The organism is Mesorhizobium sp. WSM1343, from assembly GCF_055901535.1.
In genome coordinates, this window is sequence record NZ_CM148370.1 from 1,951,424 (window position 1) to 1,974,052 (window position 22,629).

The 22,629-nt window shown below is 64.2% G+C and carries 22 protein-coding genes; 15 read left to right on the forward strand and 7 right to left on the reverse strand.

Features of this window, described 5'->3' with window-relative positions:
* Positions 1-116: 116 nt before the first annotated feature.
* From AC0NIL_RS09465 to AC0NIL_RS09500, 8 genes are all read left to right on the forward strand, one after another.
* Positions 117-1,370 carry a sarcosine oxidase subunit beta gene (locus AC0NIL_RS09465; RefSeq protein WP_013529656.1) on the forward strand — a complete coding sequence of 418 codons (1,254 nt, stop codon included), beginning with the start codon at positions 117-119 and terminating at the stop codon, positions 1,368-1,370.
* On the forward strand, positions 1,370-1,810 hold the full coding sequence (locus tag AC0NIL_RS09470) for a hypothetical protein (protein WP_224675281.1): 441 nt from the start codon (positions 1,370-1,372) through the stop codon (positions 1,808-1,810). Before AC0NIL_RS09465 ends, AC0NIL_RS09470 begins: the two co-directional genes overlap by 1 nt.
* Positions 1,811-1,820: 10 nt before the next feature.
* Positions 1,821-2,117 (forward strand): sarcosine oxidase subunit delta, encoded by a 297-nt coding sequence (locus tag AC0NIL_RS09475; RefSeq protein ID WP_013529658.1) that lies wholly within the window; start codon positions 1,821-1,823, stop codon positions 2,115-2,117.
* Positions 2,114-5,110 carry a sarcosine oxidase subunit alpha gene (locus AC0NIL_RS09480; RefSeq protein WP_473572553.1) on the forward strand — a complete coding sequence of 999 codons (2,997 nt, stop codon included), beginning with the start codon at positions 2,114-2,116 and terminating at the stop codon, positions 5,108-5,110. Before AC0NIL_RS09475 ends, AC0NIL_RS09480 begins: the two co-directional genes overlap by 4 nt.
* The gene (locus AC0NIL_RS09485; RefSeq protein ID WP_473572552.1) at positions 5,103-5,687 is read left to right on the forward strand and encodes a sarcosine oxidase subunit gamma; all 585 of its coding nucleotides are present in this window, start codon (positions 5,103-5,105) and stop codon (positions 5,685-5,687) included. The genes AC0NIL_RS09480 and AC0NIL_RS09485 overlap by 8 nt, the downstream gene beginning before the upstream one ends.
* Before the next feature lie 60 nt (positions 5,688-5,747).
* Positions 5,748-5,978, forward strand: coding sequence for a hypothetical protein (locus AC0NIL_RS09490; protein ID WP_024502775.1), 231 nt, complete (start codon positions 5,748-5,750; stop codon positions 5,976-5,978).
* A 77-nt stretch (positions 5,979-6,055) separates the two neighbouring features.
* Positions 6,056-6,841, forward strand: a complete 786-nt coding sequence (locus AC0NIL_RS09495) for a ThuA domain-containing protein (protein WP_027161369.1) — start codon at positions 6,056-6,058, stop codon at positions 6,839-6,841.
* A gap of 69 nt (positions 6,842-6,910) precedes the next feature.
* Positions 6,911-7,960 (forward strand): Gfo/Idh/MocA family protein, encoded by a 1,050-nt coding sequence (locus tag AC0NIL_RS09500; protein ID WP_473572551.1) that lies wholly within the window; start codon positions 6,911-6,913, stop codon positions 7,958-7,960.
* A gap of 42 nt (positions 7,961-8,002) precedes the next feature.
* Here the strand turns inward: AC0NIL_RS09500 and AC0NIL_RS09505 are convergent, their stop codons facing one another.
* The 5 genes from AC0NIL_RS09505 to AC0NIL_RS09525 form a co-directional block, all read right to left on the reverse strand.
* Complete coding sequence (locus tag AC0NIL_RS09505) at positions 8,003-8,251, reverse strand: DUF680 domain-containing protein (protein WP_224621347.1); 249 nt, start codon at positions 8,249-8,251, stop codon at positions 8,003-8,005.
* A gap of 206 nt (positions 8,252-8,457) precedes the next feature.
* A complete protein-coding gene (locus tag AC0NIL_RS09510; protein WP_013529665.1) occupies positions 8,458-9,102 on the reverse strand; it encodes a TetR/AcrR family transcriptional regulator in 645 nt (214 codons plus the stop codon).
* A gap of 165 nt (positions 9,103-9,267) precedes the next feature.
* Complete coding sequence (locus AC0NIL_RS09515) at positions 9,268-10,299, reverse strand: phosphotransferase family protein (protein WP_024502772.1); 1,032 nt, start codon at positions 10,297-10,299, stop codon at positions 9,268-9,270.
* On the reverse strand, positions 10,296-10,781 hold the full coding sequence (locus AC0NIL_RS09520) for a MaoC family dehydratase (protein ID WP_263484965.1): 486 nt from the start codon (positions 10,779-10,781) through the stop codon (positions 10,296-10,298). The genes AC0NIL_RS09515 and AC0NIL_RS09520 overlap by 4 nt, the downstream gene beginning before the upstream one ends.
* Before the next feature lie 39 nt (positions 10,782-10,820).
* The gene (locus AC0NIL_RS09525; RefSeq protein ID WP_473572550.1) at positions 10,821-11,636 is read right to left on the reverse strand and encodes an SDR family oxidoreductase; all 816 of its coding nucleotides are present in this window, start codon (positions 11,634-11,636) and stop codon (positions 10,821-10,823) included.
* Between the two features lie 113 nt (positions 11,637-11,749).
* Here AC0NIL_RS09525 and AC0NIL_RS09530 point away from each other — a divergent pair, with 113 nt between their 5' ends.
* From AC0NIL_RS09530 to AC0NIL_RS09560, 7 genes are all read left to right on the forward strand, one after another.
* Entirely contained in the window at positions 11,750-12,991 is a 1,242-nt protein-coding gene (locus AC0NIL_RS09530; protein WP_473572549.1) for an acyl-CoA dehydrogenase family protein, read from the forward strand.
* A 53-nt stretch (positions 12,992-13,044) separates the two neighbouring features.
* On the forward strand, positions 13,045-14,082 hold the full coding sequence (locus AC0NIL_RS09535; protein WP_473572548.1) for a zinc-binding dehydrogenase: 1,038 nt from the start codon (positions 13,045-13,047) through the stop codon (positions 14,080-14,082).
* Positions 14,083-14,088: 6 nt separating this feature from the next.
* Positions 14,089-14,631 carry a hypothetical protein gene (locus tag AC0NIL_RS09540; RefSeq protein WP_473572547.1) on the forward strand — a complete coding sequence of 181 codons (543 nt, stop codon included), beginning with the start codon at positions 14,089-14,091 and terminating at the stop codon, positions 14,629-14,631.
* 181 nt (positions 14,632-14,812) lie between these two features.
* Positions 14,813-15,976, forward strand: a complete 1,164-nt coding sequence (locus tag AC0NIL_RS09545) for a glycosyltransferase 87 family protein (protein WP_337123672.1) — start codon at positions 14,813-14,815, stop codon at positions 15,974-15,976.
* A complete protein-coding gene (locus AC0NIL_RS09550; protein WP_032808129.1) occupies positions 15,969-16,958 on the forward strand; it encodes a glycosyltransferase family 2 protein in 990 nt (329 codons plus the stop codon). The genes AC0NIL_RS09545 and AC0NIL_RS09550 overlap by 8 nt, the downstream gene beginning before the upstream one ends.
* Positions 16,955-17,764, forward strand: coding sequence for a ChbG/HpnK family deacetylase (locus AC0NIL_RS09555; RefSeq protein ID WP_063168965.1), 810 nt, complete (start codon positions 16,955-16,957; stop codon positions 17,762-17,764). The genes AC0NIL_RS09550 and AC0NIL_RS09555 overlap by 4 nt, the downstream gene beginning before the upstream one ends.
* A complete protein-coding gene (locus tag AC0NIL_RS09560; RefSeq protein ID WP_013529676.1) occupies positions 17,761-18,171 on the forward strand; it encodes a GtrA family protein in 411 nt (136 codons plus the stop codon). The genes AC0NIL_RS09555 and AC0NIL_RS09560 overlap by 4 nt, the downstream gene beginning before the upstream one ends.
* A 65-nt stretch (positions 18,172-18,236) precedes the next feature.
* Here the strand turns inward: AC0NIL_RS09560 and AC0NIL_RS09565 are convergent, their stop codons facing one another.
* Positions 18,237-21,368, reverse strand: a complete 3,132-nt coding sequence (locus AC0NIL_RS09565) for an efflux RND transporter permease subunit (RefSeq protein WP_473572546.1) — start codon at positions 21,366-21,368, stop codon at positions 18,237-18,239.
* A complete protein-coding gene (locus AC0NIL_RS09570) occupies positions 21,365-22,525 on the reverse strand; it encodes an efflux RND transporter periplasmic adaptor subunit (RefSeq protein ID WP_013529678.1) in 1,161 nt (386 codons plus the stop codon). The genes AC0NIL_RS09565 and AC0NIL_RS09570 overlap by 4 nt, the downstream gene beginning before the upstream one ends.
* Between the last annotated feature and the right edge of the window lie 104 nt (positions 22,526-22,629).

The following is a 22,629-nucleotide window of genomic DNA, read 5'->3' on the forward strand; positions in this document are numbered from 1 at the left end:
CGTCGCAAACAGCGCAAGGGTGGAAGCGCTGTTTCGCTAGTGATACACCTCGCGCGCCGGGACCGAATGAACGCCGGCCGCCATTCGCGAAGCCTTTTTGGGGCGAGGTTGGGACGTTGAAGAAATATTCGGTATTCGCCATCGCCCGTGAAGCCATGCGCGGCCACAAGGGCTGGGAAGAACAGTGGTCCTCGCCTGAGCCCAGGAAAGAATACGACGTCATCATCGTCGGCGCCGGCGGCCATGGCCTGGCCACCGCCTATTACCTCGCCACGGTTCACGGCATCACCAATGTCGCGGTGCTGGAAAAGGGCTGGCTCGGCGGCGGCAACACAGGCCGCAACACCACCATCATCCGCTCCAACTATCTCTATGACGAGAGCGCCGGCATTTACGATCATGCGCTGAAGCTGTGGGATGGGCTGAGCCAGGAGCTCAACTACAACGTCATGTATTCGGCGCGCGGCGTCATGATGCTCGCGCACAATGTGCACGACGTGCAGGTGCTGAAGCGCCACGTGCACGCCAACCGGCTGAACGGTATCGACAATGAGTGGCTGACGCCGGAGCAGGCGAAGGAATTCTGCCCGCCGCTCAACACCTCCAGGGATGCGCGCTATCCGGTGGTCGGTGCGGCGCTGCAGCGGCGCGGCGGCACGGCGCGCCACGATGCGGTTGCCTGGGGCTATGCGCGCGGCGCCTCGGCGCGCGGCGTCCATATCATTCAGAATTGCGAGGTCACCGGGGTCAAGCGGGCGGCCAATGGCGCGGTTTTGGGCGTCGACACGACGCGCGGCTTCATCGGTGCCAAGAAGGTCGGCGTCGTTGCCGCCGGCCATTCCTCAGTGATCATGAACATGGCCGGCGTGCGCATGCCGCTGGAAAGCTATCCGCTGCAGGCGCTGGTGTCGGAGCCGGTCAAGCCGGTGGTTCCCTGCGTGGTGATGTCGAACACGGTGCACGCCTATATCTCGCAGTCCGACAAGGGCGAACTGGTGATCGGCGCCGGCACCGACCAGTATGTCTCCTATTCGCAGACCGGCGGCCTGCACATATTGCAGCACACGCTGGACGCCATCTGCGAGATGTTCCCGATCTTCACGCGCATGAAGATGCTGCGCTCGTGGGGCGGCATCGTCGACGTCACGCCCGACCGCTCGCCGATCCTGGCCAAGACGCCGGTGCCCGGCCTTTATGTCAATTGCGGCTGGGGCACGGGCGGCTTCAAGGCGACGCCGGGCTCGGGCCATGTCTTTGCCCACACCATCGCCAAAGACGATCCGCATCCGATCAATGCGCCCTTCACCATCGAGCGCTTCCGCACCGGCCGGCTCATCGACGAGGCGGCGGCGGCGGCGGTGGCGCACTGATGATGGCTGGGATGGCTGTCGCGATGCCGCTGATTCTGGCGGGGGAACACGTGCTGGCGGGGGAACGGGGCATGTTCCATTTTCCGTCGGCTGACGAAGTGCGCACGCAACCGATCAGCCGCACCGGCAACGAGACCGTCTGGCCGTTTTCGGTCGACGACGGCACGCTGGCCTGCGTCTGGAGCGGCGGCCAGCGGGTGGTGATGTTCTTCGAGAGACGTCCCGAAGGGCTTGACGAAGACGAGACATTCCAGCCGCGTCAAGTCATCGTCACCACCGATCCGATGCAACTCACTCTCGGCAACATGGCGTCGCGCGATCTGTTTCGTCCCGCTGCAAGCGTGGAGGAACGCATCCGGCTCGTCGCGCCGTTCGCGACCCTGGGACAGAAGCTTTGCGATCAACCGGCGGGCGCCCGCGTCGGCCACGGCGAATTGTAGGAACGAACAAATGCTTCTCATCCGCTGCCCCTATTGCGAGGAAGAGCGTCCGGAACTCGAGTTCCGCAACGCCGGCGAGGCGCATATCGCGCGCTCGGCCAATATGGCCGGCGAGAGCGACGACGATTTCGAAAAGTTCTTCTTCATCCGCTCCAACCCCAAGGGCATCATCTATGAGCGGTGGCGGCACATGCATGGCTGCGCGCGTTTCTTCAACGCCGTGCGCGACACCGTCACCGACAGGTTCGTCATGACCTACAAGGCCGGCGAACCCAAACCCTCCAAGCTGCCAGGAGTTGGCAAATGAGCGGCGCGTCGTACCGCATTTCCGGCGCCGGCCGCTTCAGCCAAGCCAAGACCGCGCGTTTCAGCTTCGATGGCCAGTCCTATGCCGGCATCGAGGGCGACACGCTGGCCTCGGCGCTGCTCGCCAATGGCGTCCATCTGGTCGGCCGTTCGTTCAAGTACCACCGTCCGCGCGGCATCCTGTCGGCGGGCGCCGAGGAGCCGAACGCGCTGGTCGAAATCAGGCGCGACGCGGCACGCAAGACGCCGAACGTGCGCGCAACCGTGCAGGAGCTTTATGACGGGCTCGAGGCGCAGTCGCAGAACCGCTGGCCGTCGCTGTCCTTCGACGTCGGTGCGGTCAACGACATCGCGTCGCCGATGTTTTCGGCCGGCTTCTACTACAAGACCTTCATGTGGCCGAAGGCGGCATGGAAGAGCCTGTACGAGCCCAAGATCCGCGCCGCGGCCGGTCTTGGCGTTTCCCCGGACCAGCCCGATCCCGACCATTATTCGTCACGCTATGCGCATTGCGACGTGCTGGTGCTGGGCGGCGGTGCGGCGGGCATCGCGGCGGCATTGGCAGCGGCGGAGACCGGCGTGCGCGTCATCCTCGCCGACGAGCAGGCCGAGTTCGGCGGCAGCCTGCGTTTCGAGAGCGGCGCGAAAATCGACGGCCAGGACGGCTTTGCCTGGGCGCAAGCTGTGGTGGCGAAGCTCGCCGCGATGGACAATGTCCGCGTGCTCCCGCGCACGACGGCGTTCGGTTATTACGCGCAGAATTTCGTCGGCCTGGTCGAGCGTGTCAGCGATCATCTGAAGGCTCCCGGCCACGATCTGGCGCGCGAGCGGCTGTGGCAGGTCAGGGCCAAGCGCGTGGTACTGGCCTCCGGCGCGATCGAGCGCCACATGGTGTTCGCCGACAATGACCGGCCGGGCATCATGCTGGCGGGCGCGGCGCGCACCTATCTCAACCACTATGGCGTCGCGGTCGGCAGGAATGTCGGCGTCTACACCGCCAATGACTCTGCCTATGCGGCGGCGATCGACCTGAAGAAGGCCGGCGTCAACGTGGCGGCGATCGTCGATCTGCGCGACAATCCGACCGGACCGGTGATCGACGAGGCGAGGGCGCTCGGCATCGAGATCAATTTCGGCCGCGCGGTGATCCGCGCCGGCGGCAAGCTGCGCGTTTCCTCAATGACGGTGCAACCGAAGAATGGCGGCGGCGAACGCACCATCCCGGTCGACGCGATCCTGATGTCGGCCGGCTGGACGCCGTCGGTGCATCTGTTCTCGCAGTCGCGCGGCAAGGTCGCCTTCAACGACGAGACCAAGCGCTTCGTGCCGGGCGCCTATGCGCAGGACTGCGTCTCTGTCGGCGCCTGCAATGGTACCGACGGCCTATCGGCGACGGTCGACGAGGCCTATGCCGCGGGCGCCAAAGCGGCCAGGGATGCGGGCGCGAAAACCGCCAAGGGTACGAAGCCGAAGGTCGACACCTCCGAGAGCTGGTCGCGCGGCATGCTGGGTGCGGCTCCTGGCGCCGGGCCGGACACCACGGTGAAGGCGTTTGTCGACTTCCAGAACGACGTCACCGCCAAGGATATCCGCCAGGCGGTGCACGAAGGCATGCGCTCGATCGAGCACGTCAAGCGCTTCACCACCAACGGCATGGCCACCGATCAGGGCAAGACCTCCAACATGCACGGCCTGGCGATTGCCGCCGAGATGCTGGGAAAGCCGATCCCGGAGGTCGGCCTGACCACGTTCCGGGCGCCCTATACGCCGGTGACCTTCGGCGCCATCGTCAGCCATGCGCGCGGGCCGCTGTTCGACCCGACGCGTAAAACGGCGATCCATCCCTGGGCCGAGGCGCAAGGCGCGGTGTTCGAGGATGTCGGCCAGTGGAAGCGCGCCTGGTATTTCCCCAAGGCGGGCGAGGACATGCACGCCGCGGTCGACCGCGAATGCGTCGCCGTGCGCAAGACGGCCGGCCTGTTCGATGCCTCGACGCTCGGCAAGATCGAAGTGGTCGGGCCGGATGCGGCCAATTTCATGGAGCTGCTCTACACCAACCCTTGGGAGAAGCTGGAACCCGGCCGCTGCCGCTACGGCATCATGCTGCGCGAGGACGGGTTCATCTATGATGACGGCGTCGTCGGCAGGCTGGCGCCCGACCGTTTCCATGTGACGACGACGACCGGCGGTGCGCCGCGCGTCATGAACCATATGGAGGATTATCTCCAGACCGAGTTCCCGCATCTCAATGTCTGGCTGACCTCGATCACCGAGCAGTGGGCGGTCATCGCCGTTCAGGGACCCAAGTCGCGCGACATCATCGCGCCGCTGGTCGAAGGCATCGACATGTCGGACGAGGCGCTGCCGCACATGTCGGTGCGCGAAGGCAAGATCTGCGGCGTGCCGACGCGGCTGTTCCGCATGTCGTTCACCGGCGAGCGCGGGTTCGAGATCAATGTGCCGGCCGATTATGGCCAGACGGTCTGGGAAGCGCTGTGGGCCGAAGGCCAGAAGCATGGTGCGGCGGCCTACGGCACCGAGGCGATGCACGTGCTGCGCGCCGAAAAGGGCTACATCATCGTCGGCCAGGACACCGATGGCACGGTAACGCCGAACGACGCCGGCCTCGACTGGGCGGTCGGCAAGAAGAAGACCGATTTCGTCGGCATCCGCGGCCTGACTCGGCCGGACCTTGTCGCCAAGGGCCGCAAACAGCTGGTGGGCCTCAAGACCAAAGATCCCAAGGTGGTGCTCGAAGAAGGCGCGCAGATCGTCGAGGATCCGAAGCAGGCGATCCCGATGAAGATGATCGGCCATGTCACTTCGAGCTACTGGTCGGAAAATTGCGGCCGCTCGATCGCGCTGGCGCTGGTCGCCGGCGGTCGCGACCGCATCGGCGAGACACTCTACGTGCCGATGCCGAACGGGGTGATCGAAGTGGAGGTTACCGGCATGGTGTTCTTCGACGAAACGGGAGGGCGCCTCAATGGCTAAGGCCGCTGCAAGAAAGACGACGCCAGCTGCATCGTCTTCGGTAGAACGCCGTCCGGCGCTGGCCGGTCGCAGCACCACTGCCGCCGCCGTCAAGGTCGAGGTGCTGCCGCCGGCCGAGCGCATTTCGCTGCGTGCGCCGGAGGCTTCGGTCGCAGCGCTTTCGAAGGCGCTTGGCGTGGCCTTGCCGAACAAGCCGAAAACCTCTGCCGCGAGGGGTGGGCGCACCGCTCTGTGGCTCGGCCCTGACGAATGGCTTGTCATCGATGAGGCCGGCAACGATCCGCTCGCCGATTGCGCCAAAGTATCCGCGCTGCATTCGGCGGTCGGCGTCTCGCATCGCAACATCGCGATATCAGTGACGGGCACCGGGGCAGCGGCGACGATCAATGCGGGCTGCCCGCAGGATCTGTCGCTCGACGCCTTCCCGGTGGGCGCGGCGTCGCGCACCATCCTGGGCAAGACCGAGATCGTGCTGTTGCGCACAGCCGCCGATGCCTTCCGGGTCGAATGCTGGCGTTCCTTCTCGGACTATGTCTTTACTTTCCTGTCCGAGGGATCGCGCGACGCGGCGGTCTGAACTCGGAACGTTTTGCAGGGCACGCTCGTTCTGCATCCGCACGCCGAGGGAGAAATGCCGATGCCGTCGAATTCCGCGCCGAAGTCGCCGGTCAAAAAGACATCGGCCGTCCGCTCGCTCGAACATGAGCGACATGAAGCCCCGAGCGCCGAAGAGGAACTCGAGGAAGGCCTTGAAGACACGTTCCCGGCCAGCGATCCGGTATCCATTACCGGAACCGCCATCCCCGGCGCACCGGCGAAACCGGGCAAGGCCAAGACCGTGCCGGGGCGCAAGAAGCGCAAGACCTAGTATTCCATCGGGCCAGATCGCATCGGACCTTCTCAATCTCCTTGGGCGTGCTATTTAAAGCGCTTTGGGAGATGAAAATGCCGACAAAAGCGATCGTTTGGGGCGAGAACGTCCACGAGCAGACCAATGAAGCCGTGCGCGAACTCTATCCCTTGGGGATGCACGGCACCATCGCCGCCGCGCTCAACCAGGACAAGGGCATCGAGGCGGCCACCGCCACCTTGCAGGAGCCCGAGCACGGCCTGAGCGAAAAGCGCCTGGCGGCCACCGACGTGCTTTTGTGGTGGGGCCACGCGGCACATGGCGAGGTCAAGGACGAGATCGTCGAGCGGGTGCAGAAGCGGGTGTGGGAAGGGATGGGCCTGATCGTGCTCCATTCCGGTCACTACTCAAAGATCTTCAAGCGGCTGATGGGCACGCCCTGTTCGCTGAAATGGCGCGAGGCGGGCGAGCGCGAGCGCGTCTGGGCGATCAACCGCGGCCACCCGATCGCGCAAGGCATCGGCGAGTGCCTGGAGATCGGCGAGACCGAAATGTATGGCGAGCCGTTCGCGGTGCCGGAGCCGCTGGAGACGGTGTTCGTCTCCTGGTACGAGGGCGGCGAGGTGTTCCGGTCCGGGCTGACGTACCAGCGCGGCGCGGGACGGATCTTCTACTTCTCGCCCGGCCACGAGACCTATCCGATCTATCACAATGAGGGCGTGCAGCAGGTGCTGCGCAACGCCGTCCATTGGGCGCACAACCCGGCGCCGGCATGGTCCGGCATCACCAATGCGCCGAACGTGCCGACGGATGCGGCCAAGGAGAAGATCGTGCAGAAGGGGCTGCGCCTGCATGCCGATGGCGACAAGGGCCTGAGCTGATTGGGGCGGCCTGAGCTGATCGGGCCTGAGTTGCCCAAGGCGTGAGTTGATTTTGGGGGCTTGGGGCTAATGCATCGAATTCTTCTGCTCGGCACCGGCGGTATCGCCGGGCATCATGTCGAGGAGTTTGCCGGGATTCCCGGCTGCAGCATCGTCGCCTGTGTCGACCAGGTGCCCGGCCGCGCTGCGGCGTTCGCCGCGGCCAGCAAGATCGGCGATTCTTTCGAGAGCCTGGAGGCGGCGATCGCCTGGGGCCAGTTCGATGCCGCCATCAACGCGACGCCGGATGGTGCGCATAGGGCGACGACGCTGGCGCTGCTCGGCGTGGCAAAACATGTGTTTTGCGAAAAGCCGCTGGCGCCGAACTACGCCGACGCGTTTGATATGACGCAAGCGGCCGAGGCTGCCGGGGTGATCAACATGGTCAACCTCACCTATCGCAACTCACCGGCGATCCACGAGGCGCGGCGCATGGTTCAGGCCGGCGAGATCGGCGCGTTGCGCCATGTCGAGGCGAGCTACCGGCAAAGCTGGCTGGTCAGCAAATCATGGGGTGACTGGCGGGTCGAGGACAAATGGCTGTGGCGCTTGTCCAGCCGGCACGGCTCGACCGGCGTGCTGGGCGATGTCGGCATCCATATCCTGGATTTCGCCACCTATGGCGCCGGCCAGGATATCGTCAGCCTGCATGCCGATCTGATGACGTTTCCGAAGGCCGAGGGCGAGCGCATCGGCGACTATGTGCTGGACGCCAATGACAGCGTGGCAATGACGGCGCGGCTCGATTGCGGCGCGCTTGCCACGATCGTGGCGAGCCGCTACATGACCGGTCACGCCAACGATTTGTCGCTGGCCCTGCACGGCACCCAGGGCGCCATCAAGGTCGAGACGGACGGCAAGGCATCGAGCCTGTCGGCCTGCCTCGGCGGGGATGTCGATCTTCAGCGCTGGCGGACTTTGGATCTGCCCAGTGTCAAGCGCAATGCGCGACGCTTTGCCGATGCGCTGGATGCAGGCCGGAATGGCGATCCGTCGTTCCGGCGCGCCGCCGACATGCAGAAGCTGATCGACGCAGCCTTTGAGAGTTCAGCAGCGAAGCTGCCGATTTCGGTCGCTTGAAGCTGGCCGGCTTGTGCCGGCCAGACGCGATCTTTGCTGATATCAGAATGCGCTCGGCACAATCCACGGATTGATGCTGATGCCGAGCCGCGGGCCCTTGCCTTCAGCGGTGTTTTCCGTGGCACCCTTCTTCTCGACCGAACCGGTCGAAGCGCAATCGAGCTTCAGGTTGGTCTTGGTGTCAACGCACGCCGCCACCGGCGCATGCTTGACCGGAGGGGTGGTGTTGGCGGCGAAAGCCGAGCCCGAAAGTGCCAGCACGGCGGCGAGGGTGAGGAGTGTCTTTTTCATTGTCAGTCTCCGGTTTCCGGGTCGAATTCAATTCGTACCGACGGGTGAATTTTTCTCGTACATGTACGATAGACTGTACGTATACACCGTCGATTGGGAATTCAAGGGAAAACCGTACGCGTACGATAAATTTTTCGTTAACCAAGAAATCCCCCCAGGGTTTGGCTGGGGCGGAGAGAAAATATGGAAATGAAAGGAAACGGCGTTCAGCAGTTGACTGGTGTCTCGGTCAACGGCGGGACGTTTTGCGTGCTGAGCGTGGCGAGCGTGAAATCGCACATCCGCTTCACGAAGGCCTGCGGGTCGCCGAAGGGGTAGAATGGAAAGGTGATGAGCAGCGAGATCGTGCCGTGGCCGACCGCCCACAGCATGGTGGCGATGGCGCGCGGATCGCCCTGCAATTTTCCGGCGGCAACGCAGGCCTCGACCCGGCTGATCAGCGCCTTCATCGCCGGGTTGCTCTCTTCCATGTCGTCGTAGCTCCTGCCTTCCGGCAGCTTGGTCTTTTCGGTCATGAATACGGTGCGGTATTCGTTGGGATTGCCGAGCCCGAAGGCGGCATATTCCGTCATCACCGCCTGCAAGGCTGCGATCGGATCATCGGACGGATGCTCCTCGATGCGGCGAGCAAGCGTCTCGAATGCGTCCTCGGCCAGAGCGAACAGGATGTCCTGCTTGTCGGCGAAGTAGGAATAAACGGACATCGGGGCGTAGCCGACCCGCTTGGCCAGCTTGCGGATGGTCAGGCCCTCATAGCCCTCTTCCTGGACAAGCTTATGCGCGGCCTCGAGCAATTCGGAGCGCAGTTCTGCCTTTTGTTTCTCGCGGCGTGTCTGGACGCTCTGCGGCAAGATCTGGTGCCTTCGGTTGGGTTGGTGGCTGGCTAAATTATATACGCTGTACGGAAACGGACAAGGGCACGGGAAGTTCCCAAACGGTATGCTTCGGATCGTGCCGACGCTTGTCGTAATTTGGCAGCCCCGTGATCAGCACCGTTCCTCTCTCGAAACGGCCCATCACGCCTCCCTGTCGATCAGTTCTGCGGCAAGACACGAAAGCAGCTTCACCGCCTCGCCATAGGTTTTCGCCTTCTCGGGATTGGAGGCATTGCCGTCCAGCGCCCGTTTGAAGACGCCTTGGCAGATTGCAGCCAGCCGGAAGAAGGAAAAGGCGAGGAAGAACGTCCAGTTGCCGATACCGGTGAGCCCGCGCCGCCGGCAGTAGGCGGCGACGTAGTCCTCTTCGGAAGGCAGGCCGAGTGCGGAACGATCGATACCGCCCAGGCCGCGAAAGCCGGAAGCGTGCGGCAGCCGCCATTGCATGCATTGATAGGCGATATCGGCGAAGGGGTGGCCTGATGTCGAAAGTTCCCAGTCGAGCACTGCCAGAACCGTTGGCCGGTCCGGCGCGAAGATCAGATTGTCCAGCCGATAGTCGCCATGGACCAGCGAGATCCGGCCGTCATCTACGGGCATATGCGTTTCCAACCAGGCAATCAGCCGGTCCATGTCGGCGACGGTGCCGGTTTCCGAGGCACGGTACTGGCTCGTCCAGCGCGCCAGTTGGCGCTCGAAATAATTGCCCGGCCGGCCGAAATCGCCGAGCCCCACAGTCTCGACATCGACCTCGTGCAGGGCGGCGAGGGTGTCGTTCATGGCATCGTAGATGGCGGCGCGTTCATCATTGTCGCCAGCCTCCGGCAGGGCCGGATCCCAGAAAATGCGGCCGTCGAGGAAATCCATCACGTAGAACATGCGGCCGATGGGCGAGCCTTCCGCCGACAGGTGCAGCATGGCAGGCACAGGCACGGCGGTGCCGGCAAGCGCGCTCATCACCCTGAATTCGCGGTCGACCTGGTGCGCCGATTTCAGCAATTGCCCCGGCGGCTTGGCGCGCAGCACGTAACGGCCGCTTGCCGCCGTCAAAAGGTAGGTCGGGTTCGATTGGCCGGATTTGAACTTCTCGACTGCAGCAAGCCCGGAAAAGCCCGGTATGCTCGCCTCGAGGTAAGGCGCAAGCGCTGCCTGGTCGAGAACGGGATCACTCATGCCGTCTCGGGCTGGCGTTCGATCAAGGTCAGCGTCAGCCAGCGCGCGGTCAGTGCCGGCTTCTTCGAACCCTCGATCTCGATCGTCACGTCATGCGCGGTCTGCACCCAGCCCGACGGCCTGACCTTGACGTCGGCCAGCACGAAACGGGTGCGGATGCGCGCGCCGGTTTTCACCGGCGCCAGGAAGCGCAGCGAATCGAAGCCGTGGTTGACGCCCATCTTGCCATTTTCCAGCGGCGGCATGGTCTCGAAGGTCATCGCCGACAACAGCGACAGCGACAGGAAGCCGTGCGCGATGGTGCCGCCGAACGGCGTTTCACGCATCGCCCGCTCCGGATCGCAGTGGATGAACTGATGGTCGTCCGTGGCGTCGGCGAACTGATCGATCATGCGTTGCGTGACCACCCGCCACGGCGACACGCCGACCTCCTTGCCGACACTGGCCAGAAGCACATCGAGACTGATCGGTTCCACGCTCATGTCCTCCAGTTCACCCCCGGCTTCTGTGGCCGGAAAATGTCATTCCTTGAACAGCGTCAACCCATGCTGCACCGACTGTCCGCCGTCGATCGGCAGGATGGCGCCAGTGACATAGCTGCCTGCACGGCTGCACAAATAGAGCGTTGCGCCGGCAATGTCATCCGGTGCGCCGATACGGCCGATCGGAACATGGCTGCCGACGTGTCTGGCCTGCTCATCCGTACCGGTGGCGAATGCCGTCATCCGGCTCTTGAAGGGGCCGGGGGCAAAGGCGTTGACGGTGATGCGGCGGGCGGCGAACTCGAGCGCCAGTGTGCGCGTCAGATGATGAACCGCAGCCTTCGAGGCGGTGTAGGAATAGGCGTCGTCGGCCAGCGGCTGCGTGCCCATCACCGAACCGAGGTTGATCACCCTGGCCGGATCGGCGTCGCTGGCGGCGGCATCGAGCAGCGGCAGCAATTCACGGGTCAGGTGGAAAACCGCGGTGACGTTGACGCCAAACACCTTGGCCCATGCCGAATAGGGGAAGCTTTCCAGCGGCGCGCCCCAGGAGACGCCGGCGTTGTTGACCAGAATGTTCAGCCGTTCGATGCGCGATTTGACCTCGGCGACGAGTGCGGCGATGCCGGCTTCGCTGGAAACGTCGCCGGCGAAGCCGTCGGCCCGGCCCGGTGCACCAAGCTGGTTCAACTCTTCGGCGACCTTGATACAATCCTCGCCCTTGCGCGACGCGATCATCACGCTGGCGCCGGCCTTGACCAGCGCGGTCGCCGCCATGCGGCCGATGCCGGTCGCCGCACCCGTCACCAGCGCGGTCTTGCCGGCCACCGAAAACAGTTCGTCCAGATAGCTCATCACAATTCTCCGCGCTCGGCATGCGGGCAAACAGTTCGTTGACAAGGCTATCCGAAGTACGGTCATCCTTGCCACTGACAAAATGCCTGGCGTGTATGAAGGGTTAGCGACCGATGACGGAGATGAATCTCGGCATGACCGAGCGGCTGAAGCCAATCCACGCGCGCGTCGCGGCCATGGTGCGCGACGAGATCATGCCGCTCGACCATGAATTCCTCAGCGAAGTGGGCAAGGCAGGCAACCGCTGGGTCTACAGTGCGCGTCAGAGCGAGATCCTCGAAGGGCTGAAGAAGACCGCAAGAGAGCGCGGCCTGTGGAATTTCTGGCTGACCGGCTCGGAACGCGGCTATGGCCTTTCCACCGTCGAATACGCCTATCTGGCCGAAGAGATGGGCAAGGCGCATCTCGGCGCCGAGACCTTCAACTGCTCGGCGCCCGACACCGGCAACATGGAGGTGCTGGAGCGATACGGCTCGACCGACCACAAGAAAGCATGGCTGGAACCGCTGCTCGACGGCAATATCCGCTCGGCCTATCTGATGACCGAGCCGGATGTCGCTTCATCCGATGCCACCAACATTGCCATGCGTTGTGAACGCCACGGCGGCGACTATGTGCTCAATGGCGAGAAATGGTGGGCTTCGGGCGCCGGCGATCCGCGCTGCGCCATCTACATCGTCATGGTCAGGACCGATGGCGATGAGGAGCCGCAGCACCGCCGTCATTCGATGATCCTGGTGCCATCAGACACCAAAGGTGTGACCAAGGTCCGGGCCATGCAGGTCTATGGCGATGACGACGCGCCGCATGGCCACATGCATCTTCGCTTCGACAATGTGCGCGTACCGGCGTCGAACCTGATCCTCGGCGAGGGCAGGGGGTTCGAGATCGCGCAAGGGCGGCTCGGTCCCGGCCGCATCCACCACTGCATGCGCGCCATCGGACAGGCCGAGATGGCGCTCGAGATGCTGTGCCAGCGTTCCGTGCGCCGCGAGGCCTTCGGCCAGAAGCTGGCAAAGCTCGGCGCCAATTTCGACATCATCGCCGAATGCCGCATGGAGATCGAGATGGCGCGGCTGCTCTGCCTCAAGGCGGCGTGGATGATCGACCAGGGCGATGCGCGGGCCGCTGCTCCCTGGATCAGCCAGATCAAGGTGGTCGCACCGCGCGTCGCGCTCAAGGTCACCGACGAGGCGGTGCAGATGTTCGGCGCGCAAGGCATCAGCCAGGACACACCGCTGGCGCGGTCGTGGACGCATCTGCGGACCTTGCGCCTTGCCGACGGGCCGGACGCCGTGCATCGCCGTCAGGTGGCGCGGACGGAGTTGAGGAAATACACGCAGGAGAAGGTTTGAGCGCCGGCATCGTCATGCGGGCGCGACCCGAGGCTCGAGCGAGGAGTGTTCCGATGACCGTCCCATCCGAAATGAAGGCGCTGCTGCTTGTCGGCGATGGCTACACCAGGACGCGGAGCGGCAGTGTGCTGGAGGCGATGGAGCCCTATCTCGAGCCGGGCAGCATCGCGGTGCCGACACCGGGCCCCAGCCAGGTGCTGATCAAGGTCAGCCTCGCCTCGATCAATCCGTCCGATGTCGCCTTCGTCAAGGGCCAGTACGGCCAGCCGCGTGCCAAGGGCCAGCCGGCCGGCTTCGAGGGTGTCGGCATTGTCGTTGCCAGCGGGGACGAGCCCTATCCCAAAAGCCTGATCGGCAAGCGCGTGGCTTTTGCCACCGGCGTCACCAACTGGGGCTCGTGGGCCGACTATGCCGTCGCCGAGGCGGCTGCCTGCATCCCGCTGCTCGACACCGTTCGCGACGAGGACGGTGCGGCGATGATCGTCAACCCGCTCACGGCGCTCGCCATGTTCGACATCGTCAAGGAGGAAGGCGAGAAGGCCTTCGTCATGACCGCCGGCGCCAGCCAGCTCTGCAAGCTGATCATCGGCCTGGCCAGCGAAGAGGGTTTCCGGCCGATCGTCACCGTGCGCCGCGATGACCAGACCGCGGCTCTGAAAGCGCTTGGCGCGGCGCACGTGCTCAATGAAAAGGCGCCGGATTTCAAGGCGGCGCTGCGCGAGGTGATGAAGGCCGAACAGCCGCGCATCTTCCTTGACGCGGTAACCGGGCTGCTTGCCTCCGCCATCTTCGACGTCATGCCGAAGCGGTCGCGCTGGATCATCTATGGGCGGCTCGATCCCGAAGCCACCGTTATCCGCGAGCCCGGCCAACTGATCTTCCAGCACAAGCATATCGAAGGGTTTTGGCTGAGCGAGTGGATGCGCCAGTTCCGCGATCGCCGCGGCCCGGCGATCCTGGAAGCGCAGAAGCGTTTTTCCGATGGGCGCTGGTCGACCGACGTGACGGCGGTAGTGCCGCTCGCCGAGGCGATGGCGCGGCTGCCAGCCGAACTGGCCAAGCCCAACGGCAAGGTGTTCATCCGGCCTTGAACGAAAATGGCTGGCGAGCGAAGTCCAGTTACTGCAAAAAAGGGGCTGCTTGTGAGAAAATGGTGGTTTGTCCCGATTGTCCTCATGTCGATGGCCAGTACCATTGGTGCACAGGCTGCCGAAAAGTTCCCGCCGTTTTGGCGCAAGGCGATGACGAACGATCCCAGTACGAATTACTTTCTCAAGAAATATTCGGCCCCGCTGGATGATCCTGCCGGGACCGCGGTCAGGAATATCATGCTGGCGCGGGTCGTCGGCGCCGAATGTCAGGCCTCCAGACTCAACAAGGCCAAGATCAAAGCCTATCGCGACAGGATGATCGGGCCGCTCACGCCTGAGCAACTCAAAACAGCTGCATTTGAAGGTGGTAGTGCGTTGCGCAGTTTCAACTACCAGGATCTCGCTCACCTCTGTGCCGGCATCGACTATCAGTTCGGGCCGAAAGGCGTGCTGATTCCGGGGGCTGTTCTTGCTGGTAAGGGCGAGCCGAAATATCCCTTTGATCCGCGCAACCCCTATTTTCGTTTGCCCGAATTCACTGACGATTAGTCAGGTCGCCAGCCTCGGACGGCAGCCATGAAGGTGGGAACGCATATTCGAGGCGAAGGAGGTGCGGCCCTGACGTTCGTCAGCCCCCTATGCCACGCCACTTCGTCCGTGATATGCCGCCGCCATCGAATGCCGGGACAGGCTGGACTGATCCAGTTCCGGGATTGTGTGGAGCGCCTTGATGACGATTTCCAAGCCGGTTTTCGACCGTTTGGGGTTTGGCCTGTGGATCGGAGCGTTCCTGGTCGTTCTTGCCCTGGTCCTGTGGTCACCGCACACGCGGACGGTATGGCAGGCCTATATCGACGGCAGCGTGGCGCTTCAGGCCGGTCTGCCGCTCTACGACACCCAGTCCGAGATGGGGTATCTCTACGCGCCGGCCTTTGCCGCGCTCTACACTCCAATAGTCAAGCTTGGTCCGCATCTGGGCGGCTTGGTTTGGCATTCCATTGGCTTTGCGGTGCTGACCTACGCCGCGATGCGGCAGGTGCGCAAGCTCGGCGGCGGCGAACTGACATGGCTGCTTTCTTTCGGTCTTTTCCTCGCTTTGCCGATGGCGGTGGGGGCGATCCGCAACGGCCAGGCGACGATCCTTTTGACCGGCGCTTGCTGGATTCTCACCCTGTCGGCGCTGGAAGGGCGGCGGGCGGAGACGTTCTTCTGGGCTTCGCTTGCCATCATCGCCAAGCCGACCGCGATCATAATGCTGTTGTTGGTAGGAGCCCTTCGGCTCCGGCTGATACCGGTGCTGGTGCTGGCGCTGCTGTTCGTGCTGGCACTGCCTTACGCTTTTGCTCCCGCCGGCTATCTCAACGACCAGTATCGTGTCTTCATCCAGATGCTGACCTCCATGGCCGTCGACAACACCAGCCATTTCGTGCCCACCGATTTCACGGCACCGTTCACCACGATAGGACTGCCAATTCCGGAATTCGGCGCAACGATCGTGCGCATGGTCATGGCCCTGTTTACGCTTTCTGCCGTCATCTGGTTCGACCGCAGGCTCGAACAGGGAAAGGCGGCGCTGGCGATCTTCCTGACAGCCACTTTCTACATGTGCGTCTTCAACCCGCGCGTCGAGCCAAACACCTTTGCCATGATCGCGGTACCAGCCGGTCTTGCCATCGCCCTGTTGTGGCGCGAAGAACGGGGCGGCGTCCTTGCCTCGGTGCTGTCGACGACGCTGTTCGTGACCGGGTTGAGCGGCGTCGAGCGCCATGTGCACGATTTCCTCTTCCCCTGGTTCCGGCCGGTCGCCGTCACTTTTATCGCCGGTTCGCTGATCTGGTGGTTCTGGGCCAAGGCACGGGAAAAGGTGGTGAATGCGGGAGTCGCGAATGGTTGAGTTGCGGCCGAGCCTCGATATCGTCGCACCGTTCTTCAACGAGGCGGCATCGGCATCGGCCTTCGCGCGCCTGCTCGGCGAGCTCGAAGTGGCCGTGGCACAACGCTTCGGCATGGGCGTGCACAAGATCCTGGTCGATGACGGCAGTCGTGACGATGGTGCCGTGCGGTTTTCGCAAGCGCTGACGGGGTCGTGGGAGATCGTGCGCCTCAGCCGCAATTTCGGCAAGGAAGTCGCGGTGCTCGCCGGCCTCGACCAGTCGCGCGGCGACATGGTGCTGATCATGGACGCCGACCTCCAGCATTCCCTGGACATCAGCCTGAAGCTGATCGCCGAGCTGGTGGACCATCCGGACATCGACGTCGTCTATGCGCAGAACGACCGCCGCGAGGCGAGCTGGCGGCGCAGCCAGCTTGCACGGCTTTTCTACAGCCTGATCAACTCGAGCCAGCGTTTCGACATTCCCGAAAATGCCGGCGACTTTCGCGTCATGCGCGGCGCCGTGGCGCGCGCGCTGACCAGCCTGCGCGACAAGCGGCGCTTCAACAAGGGCCTGTTTGCCTGGGCCGGCTTTCGCCAGAAGGCGTTGCCCTATTCGCCGGAAGGCCGCGCCAGCGGCACGTCGAAATGGAGCCGGCTCAACCTGATCGCCTTCTCGCTCGAAGGTTTTACTTCCTTTTCCGTCATTCCCTTGCGTCTCATCAGCCTCAGCGGGCTGCTCGCGGCGTTGGCCGGTGCGCTCTATGGCGCCAAGGTGCTCTTCGAGGTGATCTTCTACGGCATTGCCGTTCCGGGCTACCCCAGCCTGCTGGTTGCCGTCGTCCTGCTCGGCGGCCTCAACCTGACCTTGCTTGGCCTGATCGGCGAATACGTCTGGGTCACGCTCAGCGAGAGCAAGGATCGCCCGGTCTATCTCGTGCGCGACGTCGTGCGCAGCGTGGCCCCCGCCGATCGGCCGGAGCCGGGCACTTCGAACAGATGACGCGGCGCATCCGCCTGATCGCCGACGATTACGGCCTGGCGCCCGGCGTTTCCGCTGCGATTCTCGACCTGCTCGATCGCGGCCGCCTGACCGGCACCAGCTGCATGACCGGCTTTCCGGAATGGGAAGCGGAGGCAGCGCGCATAAAACCGCTGTGCGGCCGGGCCGCGGTCGGGCTGCATCTCACCTTGACCGACCAGTTGACCATTACCGGCCGGTCGAACCTGGCGCCGGAAGGCCGGCTGCCACCGCTCCGCGCACTGGCCTTGCCTGTTCTGCGCGGCCGCATCGACGAGCGCCATGTTCATGCCGAGCTTGACGCCCAGTACAGCCGCTTCGTCGAGGCGCTTGGCCGCCGCCCCGATTTCGTCGACGGGCATCAGCATGTGCATTTCCTTCCCGTCGTGCGCACATGGCTGCGCGCGCGGTTTCCAGAAGGCGCCGACAGGCCGGCCCTACGCGGCGGCCCGGCGCTGGCCGCAGGGTCGAAGGTCGCCGCGATTGCCGCGCTCGCTGCCGGGTTCAACCGTTCGATGCAGCGCGCCGGCTTCATCGTTTTCCAGCCGCTCGCCGGCATCTATGACTGGCGGCAGCCCGAAAAGTTCACTGCGGTTCTGCAGGCCGCCGTCGAAGGGTTGCCGGAACAAGGGCTGTTCATGTGCCATCCCGGCCATGTCGACGAGACGCTGCGCGCGCGCGACACGATGCAAGGTGTGCGCGAGGTCGAATTTGCGGCCCTGGCATCGGACGCGTTCGGAGCCAGCCTGGCCCGCGCCAATGTCGCAATCATGGATGGCAGGGGATGAACGACGCCGAGCGGCCCCCGCGTTCGACCGGCAACAAGATCGTCCGCTTTGCCATTGTTGGACTGGCCAACACAGCCATCGACCTTGCCAGCTTCTTCCTGCTGCTCAAGCTCGGTGCTTCGCCGCTGCCGGCCAACGTTGCTGCCTGGTTCATCGCCGTCACCTTTTCCTTCGCGGCGAACGGCTTCTGGTCGTTCGAGCGCAATCGAGCCATCCGGCTGCGTGACGCATTCCTTCGCTTCGCCTCGCTTGGAGGGCTGATTTCGCTCGGCGTCTCCAGCCTCTCCATCGCGCTGTTTGCCGGCATCGCCGGAGTGTGGCCGGCAAAGATCGCCGGTGTCGTGGTGGCGGCGGTGCTGAATTTCCTCGCCGCGCGCTGGTCGATCGAAGGCCGGTTCTTGAGATAGGCGGAACTATTTTTTTTTACGAAATTCCGGACGGAAAACCGCTACACACTTTTCCCTGGATTTCTTTACTCCGCCGGTTCCACATTGGTGTAGGCGGCTTCCTCCAACTCGCGCTTCAGTCGCGCTTCCTCATGGGTCTTCGGCGTGACGAAGCGGCCAAGCAGGAGATAGGCGACCGGCGTCAGGAACAGCGTCGAGACGGTGGCCAGCCCCAGGCCGCCGACGATGACCCAGCCGAGCGCGACGCGCGCCTCGGCACCGGCGCCGCTCGCCAGCACCAGCGGCAAGCCGCCGAGCACGGTGCAGATCATCGTCATCATCACCGGCCGCACGCGGATGATCGAGGCCTGCTCGATCGCTTCGCGCACGCCAAGCCCGCGATCGCGCAGCTGGTTGGCGAATTCGACGATCAGGATGCCGTTCTTGGCCATGACGCCAACCAAAAGCACCAGGCCGATCTGGCTGTAGGCGTTGAGACTGGTGCCCGAGAGCAGAAGCGCGAAAATCGCGCAGGCCAGTCCGAGCGGCACCGTCGCCATGATGATGACGGCACTGACGAAACTTTCGAACTGGGCGGCCAGCACCAAAAGGATGATGACCAGCGCGAAGCCGAAAATGGTGATCATGGCGCTGTTGGTTTCGCCCAGCGTCGCCGCCTCGGCCAGAGGCAGGATGCGGCTGCCCGCAGGCAGCAGCGGCGTGGCGATCTCCTCGGCGCGGGTGAGCGCGTCGCCAAGTGCGAAGTCGCCACTGAGGTTGGAGGTGATGGCCACCGAGGGCTGCTGCTGTTCGCGCGACAGTGATGGCGGTACGGCACGTTCGGTCAGCGTGGCGATGGTCGACATCGGCACGAAACGTCCGTCTGCCGTCTTCAGGAAGATGTTTTCCAGATCGGTCGGATCGTTGATCGGATTGGTGGTCGAGACCAGCTTCACGCCGTAGCTGCGGTCGGCAATGTAGACGTCGACGACATCGTTGCCGTCGAGCATGGCCTGCAAGGTGTTGGCCAGTCCCGATATGTCGATGCCGAGGTCGGAGGCGCGCTCGCGGTCGATGGCCACGGCGAGCTGCGGTTGCGTCGGGTCGATCGACAGGCGCGGTGTCTGGAAGCGCGCGTCCTTCTGCATCTCGGCGATGATCTTCACGGCTGCGTCGCCGAGCGCCTTGCGGTCGTTGCCGACCAGCGCGAACTGCAGGCCGTTGCCGGCGCCACGGATGCCGAGGCTGTTGGGCTGTACCGGGAAGATGCGCACGCTCGGCACCTGCCTGGTCAACTGGCTGATCTCGGCCATGATCTCCTGCTGGCTGCGGCTGCGCTCGTTCCACGGCGCCAACGTCATCACCATGAAGCCGGAATTGTAGGAGCCGTTCTGGCCGGCATTCTCGAAGGTCGAGCGGATCTCGCCGGAATCGCGCATCGGCTGGATCAGTCTCTCGATCTTCTGCATCTGCTGCGTCGTATAGTCGAGGCTGACGCCTTGCGGGGCGCTGATGCGCAGAAGGACGGCGGCGCGGTCCTCGGTCGGCGTCAGCTCCTGGCGGATGGTGCCGAACAGCGTGAAGGCGGTGCCGGCAAACAGCACCGCGACCAGAAGCACGATCCATGGCGCGTCGAGGCAGGCGTGTAGGCCGCGCTTGTAGGCCGTACTGAGCGCGCCGCCGATGCGGGCGCCGATGCCATGGCCCCCTTCGTGGTGGAGCGATGCGCTGGTCAGCATGCGCGAGGCGAGCATCGGGCACAGCGTCAGCGCCACAACGCAGGACAATAGCACCGACATGGCAAGCACGAAGCCGAATTCGCGGAACAGGCCGCCGGTCTGGCCGGGCAGGAACGAAATCGGCACGAAGACGGCGACCAGCGTCAAGGTGGTGGCAATGACGGCGAAAAACACTTCCTGCGCGCCAAGCACGGCGGCGGCGCGGGGCCCCATGCCTTCATTGCGTCGTCGCACGATGTTTTCGAGCACGACGATGGCGTCGTCGACGACCAGTCCCGTCGCCAGCACCAGAGCGAGCAGGGTCAGGATGTTGACCGAGAAGCCGGCCAGATAGATGGCAGCGATGGTGCCGATCATGGCGACCGGCATCGACAGGCCGGGGATCAGCGTCGCGCGCCAGTCGAGGAGAAACACATAGATGACGATCAGCACCATAGTCACGGACAGGCCGAGTGCGATCTCGACCTCGTGCACCGCGCCCTTGACGAAGACGGCGTCGTCGCTGGTGATCTTGATCGACATGCCCTTGGGCAGGTTTTCCTGCAGCTTGGCGACGGCGGCCTGGACACCGGTCGAGATGTCCAGCGTGTTCGATTCCGCCTGGCGGATGATGCCGATGCCGATGCCGGTCTTGCTGTCCGAGCGCAGCGTGGTCTGGCCGACGTCGGGACCGAGCGTGACGGTGGCGACGTCGCGGATGCGCGTCGTGCCGCCGACAATGATGTTTTCGAACTCTTCCGGCGTGGTCACGTCGGCAGTCGTGCGGACGATCAGGTCCTGGTTGGTCGTGGTGATCGAACCGGCAGGGGAATCGAAAGCGACCGAGGCAAGGGCGGCCCTGAGATCGGCAACCGTGAAGCCGAGGCTGGCCAGCTTGTTCTGGTCGACATCGATGCGAAAGATCTTGTCGCGGTCGCCATAGACCTGGACGTCGGCAACGCCGGGCACGGCGGCAAGCTCGTCCTCGATCTGGTCCTGGACCACCACGGTCATGTCCTGGATCGACATGTTGTCCGAGGTTACCGCCAGTCGCATCACCGCGTCGGAATTGGCGTCGGCCTTGACGATGCGCGGCGGATCGGCGGTGTCGGGCATCTGGTTGGCGACGCGGCCGACAGCATCACGCACGTCCGAGGCGGCGACATTCAGATCGACGCCGTCGTTGAACTCGATGGTGACGCGGCTCGAGCCGAACGAGGAAGACGACGAGATCGACTTGACGCCTGAGACGCGGGCGACGGCGCCCTCGATCGTGTCAGTCAGTTCGCGGTCGACGGTCTCGGCCGCCGCGCCCTCGAAGGTGGTGGAAACAGTGACGACCGCGCGGTCGACATCAGGCAGTTCGCGGATCTCGACGCCGTAGAAAGCGGCCAGGCCGGCGACCGCAATCAGTGTGTTGAGCACGAAGGCCATGACCGGCCTGCGGATGAACAGGGCGGTGAAGCCGGTCTCGCTGGCGGTGTTGATGGTTCCGGTCATGAGCCTGCGGCGGCGTCCGCGGCGCGCTGCTCTTCGCCGGCAAGGCGAACCGCGCCGCCCTCGCTGACGCTCTGGGTGCCTTCTGTGACCACCATGTCGCCATTGTCGATCTCGGCGTCGATCAGCACGGTCTCGGTGTTGCGCTGGATGATGCGCACCGGGACCCGCCTGGCCTTGCCATCCTCGATCTGCCAGACATAGGCGCCGTCCGACCCCCACAGGATCGCCAGCGGGCTGACGGCCGGATAGGTTTGCCCAGGAAATTTCATGGTGATGCCGAACGACATGCCGGCGCGCAGCGAATCGGCCGGGTTGGCGATCTTGGCCTTGACCAGCAGGGTGCGGCTCTTTTCATCGATGTGGTTGTCGATGGCCGAAACGGTGCCGCTATAGGCGTTGCTGGGATTGGCGATCGGCGTCGCCGTCAATTGCGCACCGACCTTGACGGCGGCGGCGAAGCGCTCGGGCACCAGGAAATCGACCAGGATCGAGGACCGGTCGTCGAGCGTGGCGATGGCCGACTGGTTGGTGACGTAATTGCCGGCCGAGATCGGCAGGATGCCGACGGTGCCGGCGATCGGCGCCAGGATCGACCGGCGCTGCAGTGCAAGTTCCGCGTCCTGAAGCGCCAGCTTGGCGCCCGCCAGCACCACCTCGGCATCAGCCACGGCTACCGGGGTCGCGGCATTGGAGGCACGCAGCGACTTAACGCGGTCGAGCTTGGACTGAGCGTCCTGCAAGGCGAGCTTGGCACGGTCCTGAGAGATCACTTCGGTCTCGGAATCGAGGGTGGCGAGGATCTGTCCCTTTTCGACATGGCTGCCGGACTCGACCAGCAGTTCGGCGAGGCGGCCGGAGCTGTAAGGATTGACGGTCACCGAGGCGTTGGCACGGCCGGTGCCGATCGCCTGCAGGCGGTCGTTGATAACAGCCGAAGTGGCCGCCAAGGCGACCACGTTTACCCGCTGGTTGCCGTTGCGGCCGTTTGCCTGCCTCGCGTTGGCGGCACCGGTTTCAGCCGGGGGCGTTGCCGCGTAAGCCCAGTCGATGCCCCAACGTGCCAGCACGTCCGGTGCGCCGGGATAAAAGCGCAGCCAGGCGGCTGCCGCCACCACCAGCACCATGAGTGCAAAAAGTATCTGTTTCCAGGCGGCCATCAGCACTCCGGTTGGTAAAACAATCCTTCCGTCTACCGGTTTCCCGAAATGAAGCAGACGCAGCGAGGCTATTGTAAGGCAAAGAAGCCGCCTCGATATCGCGT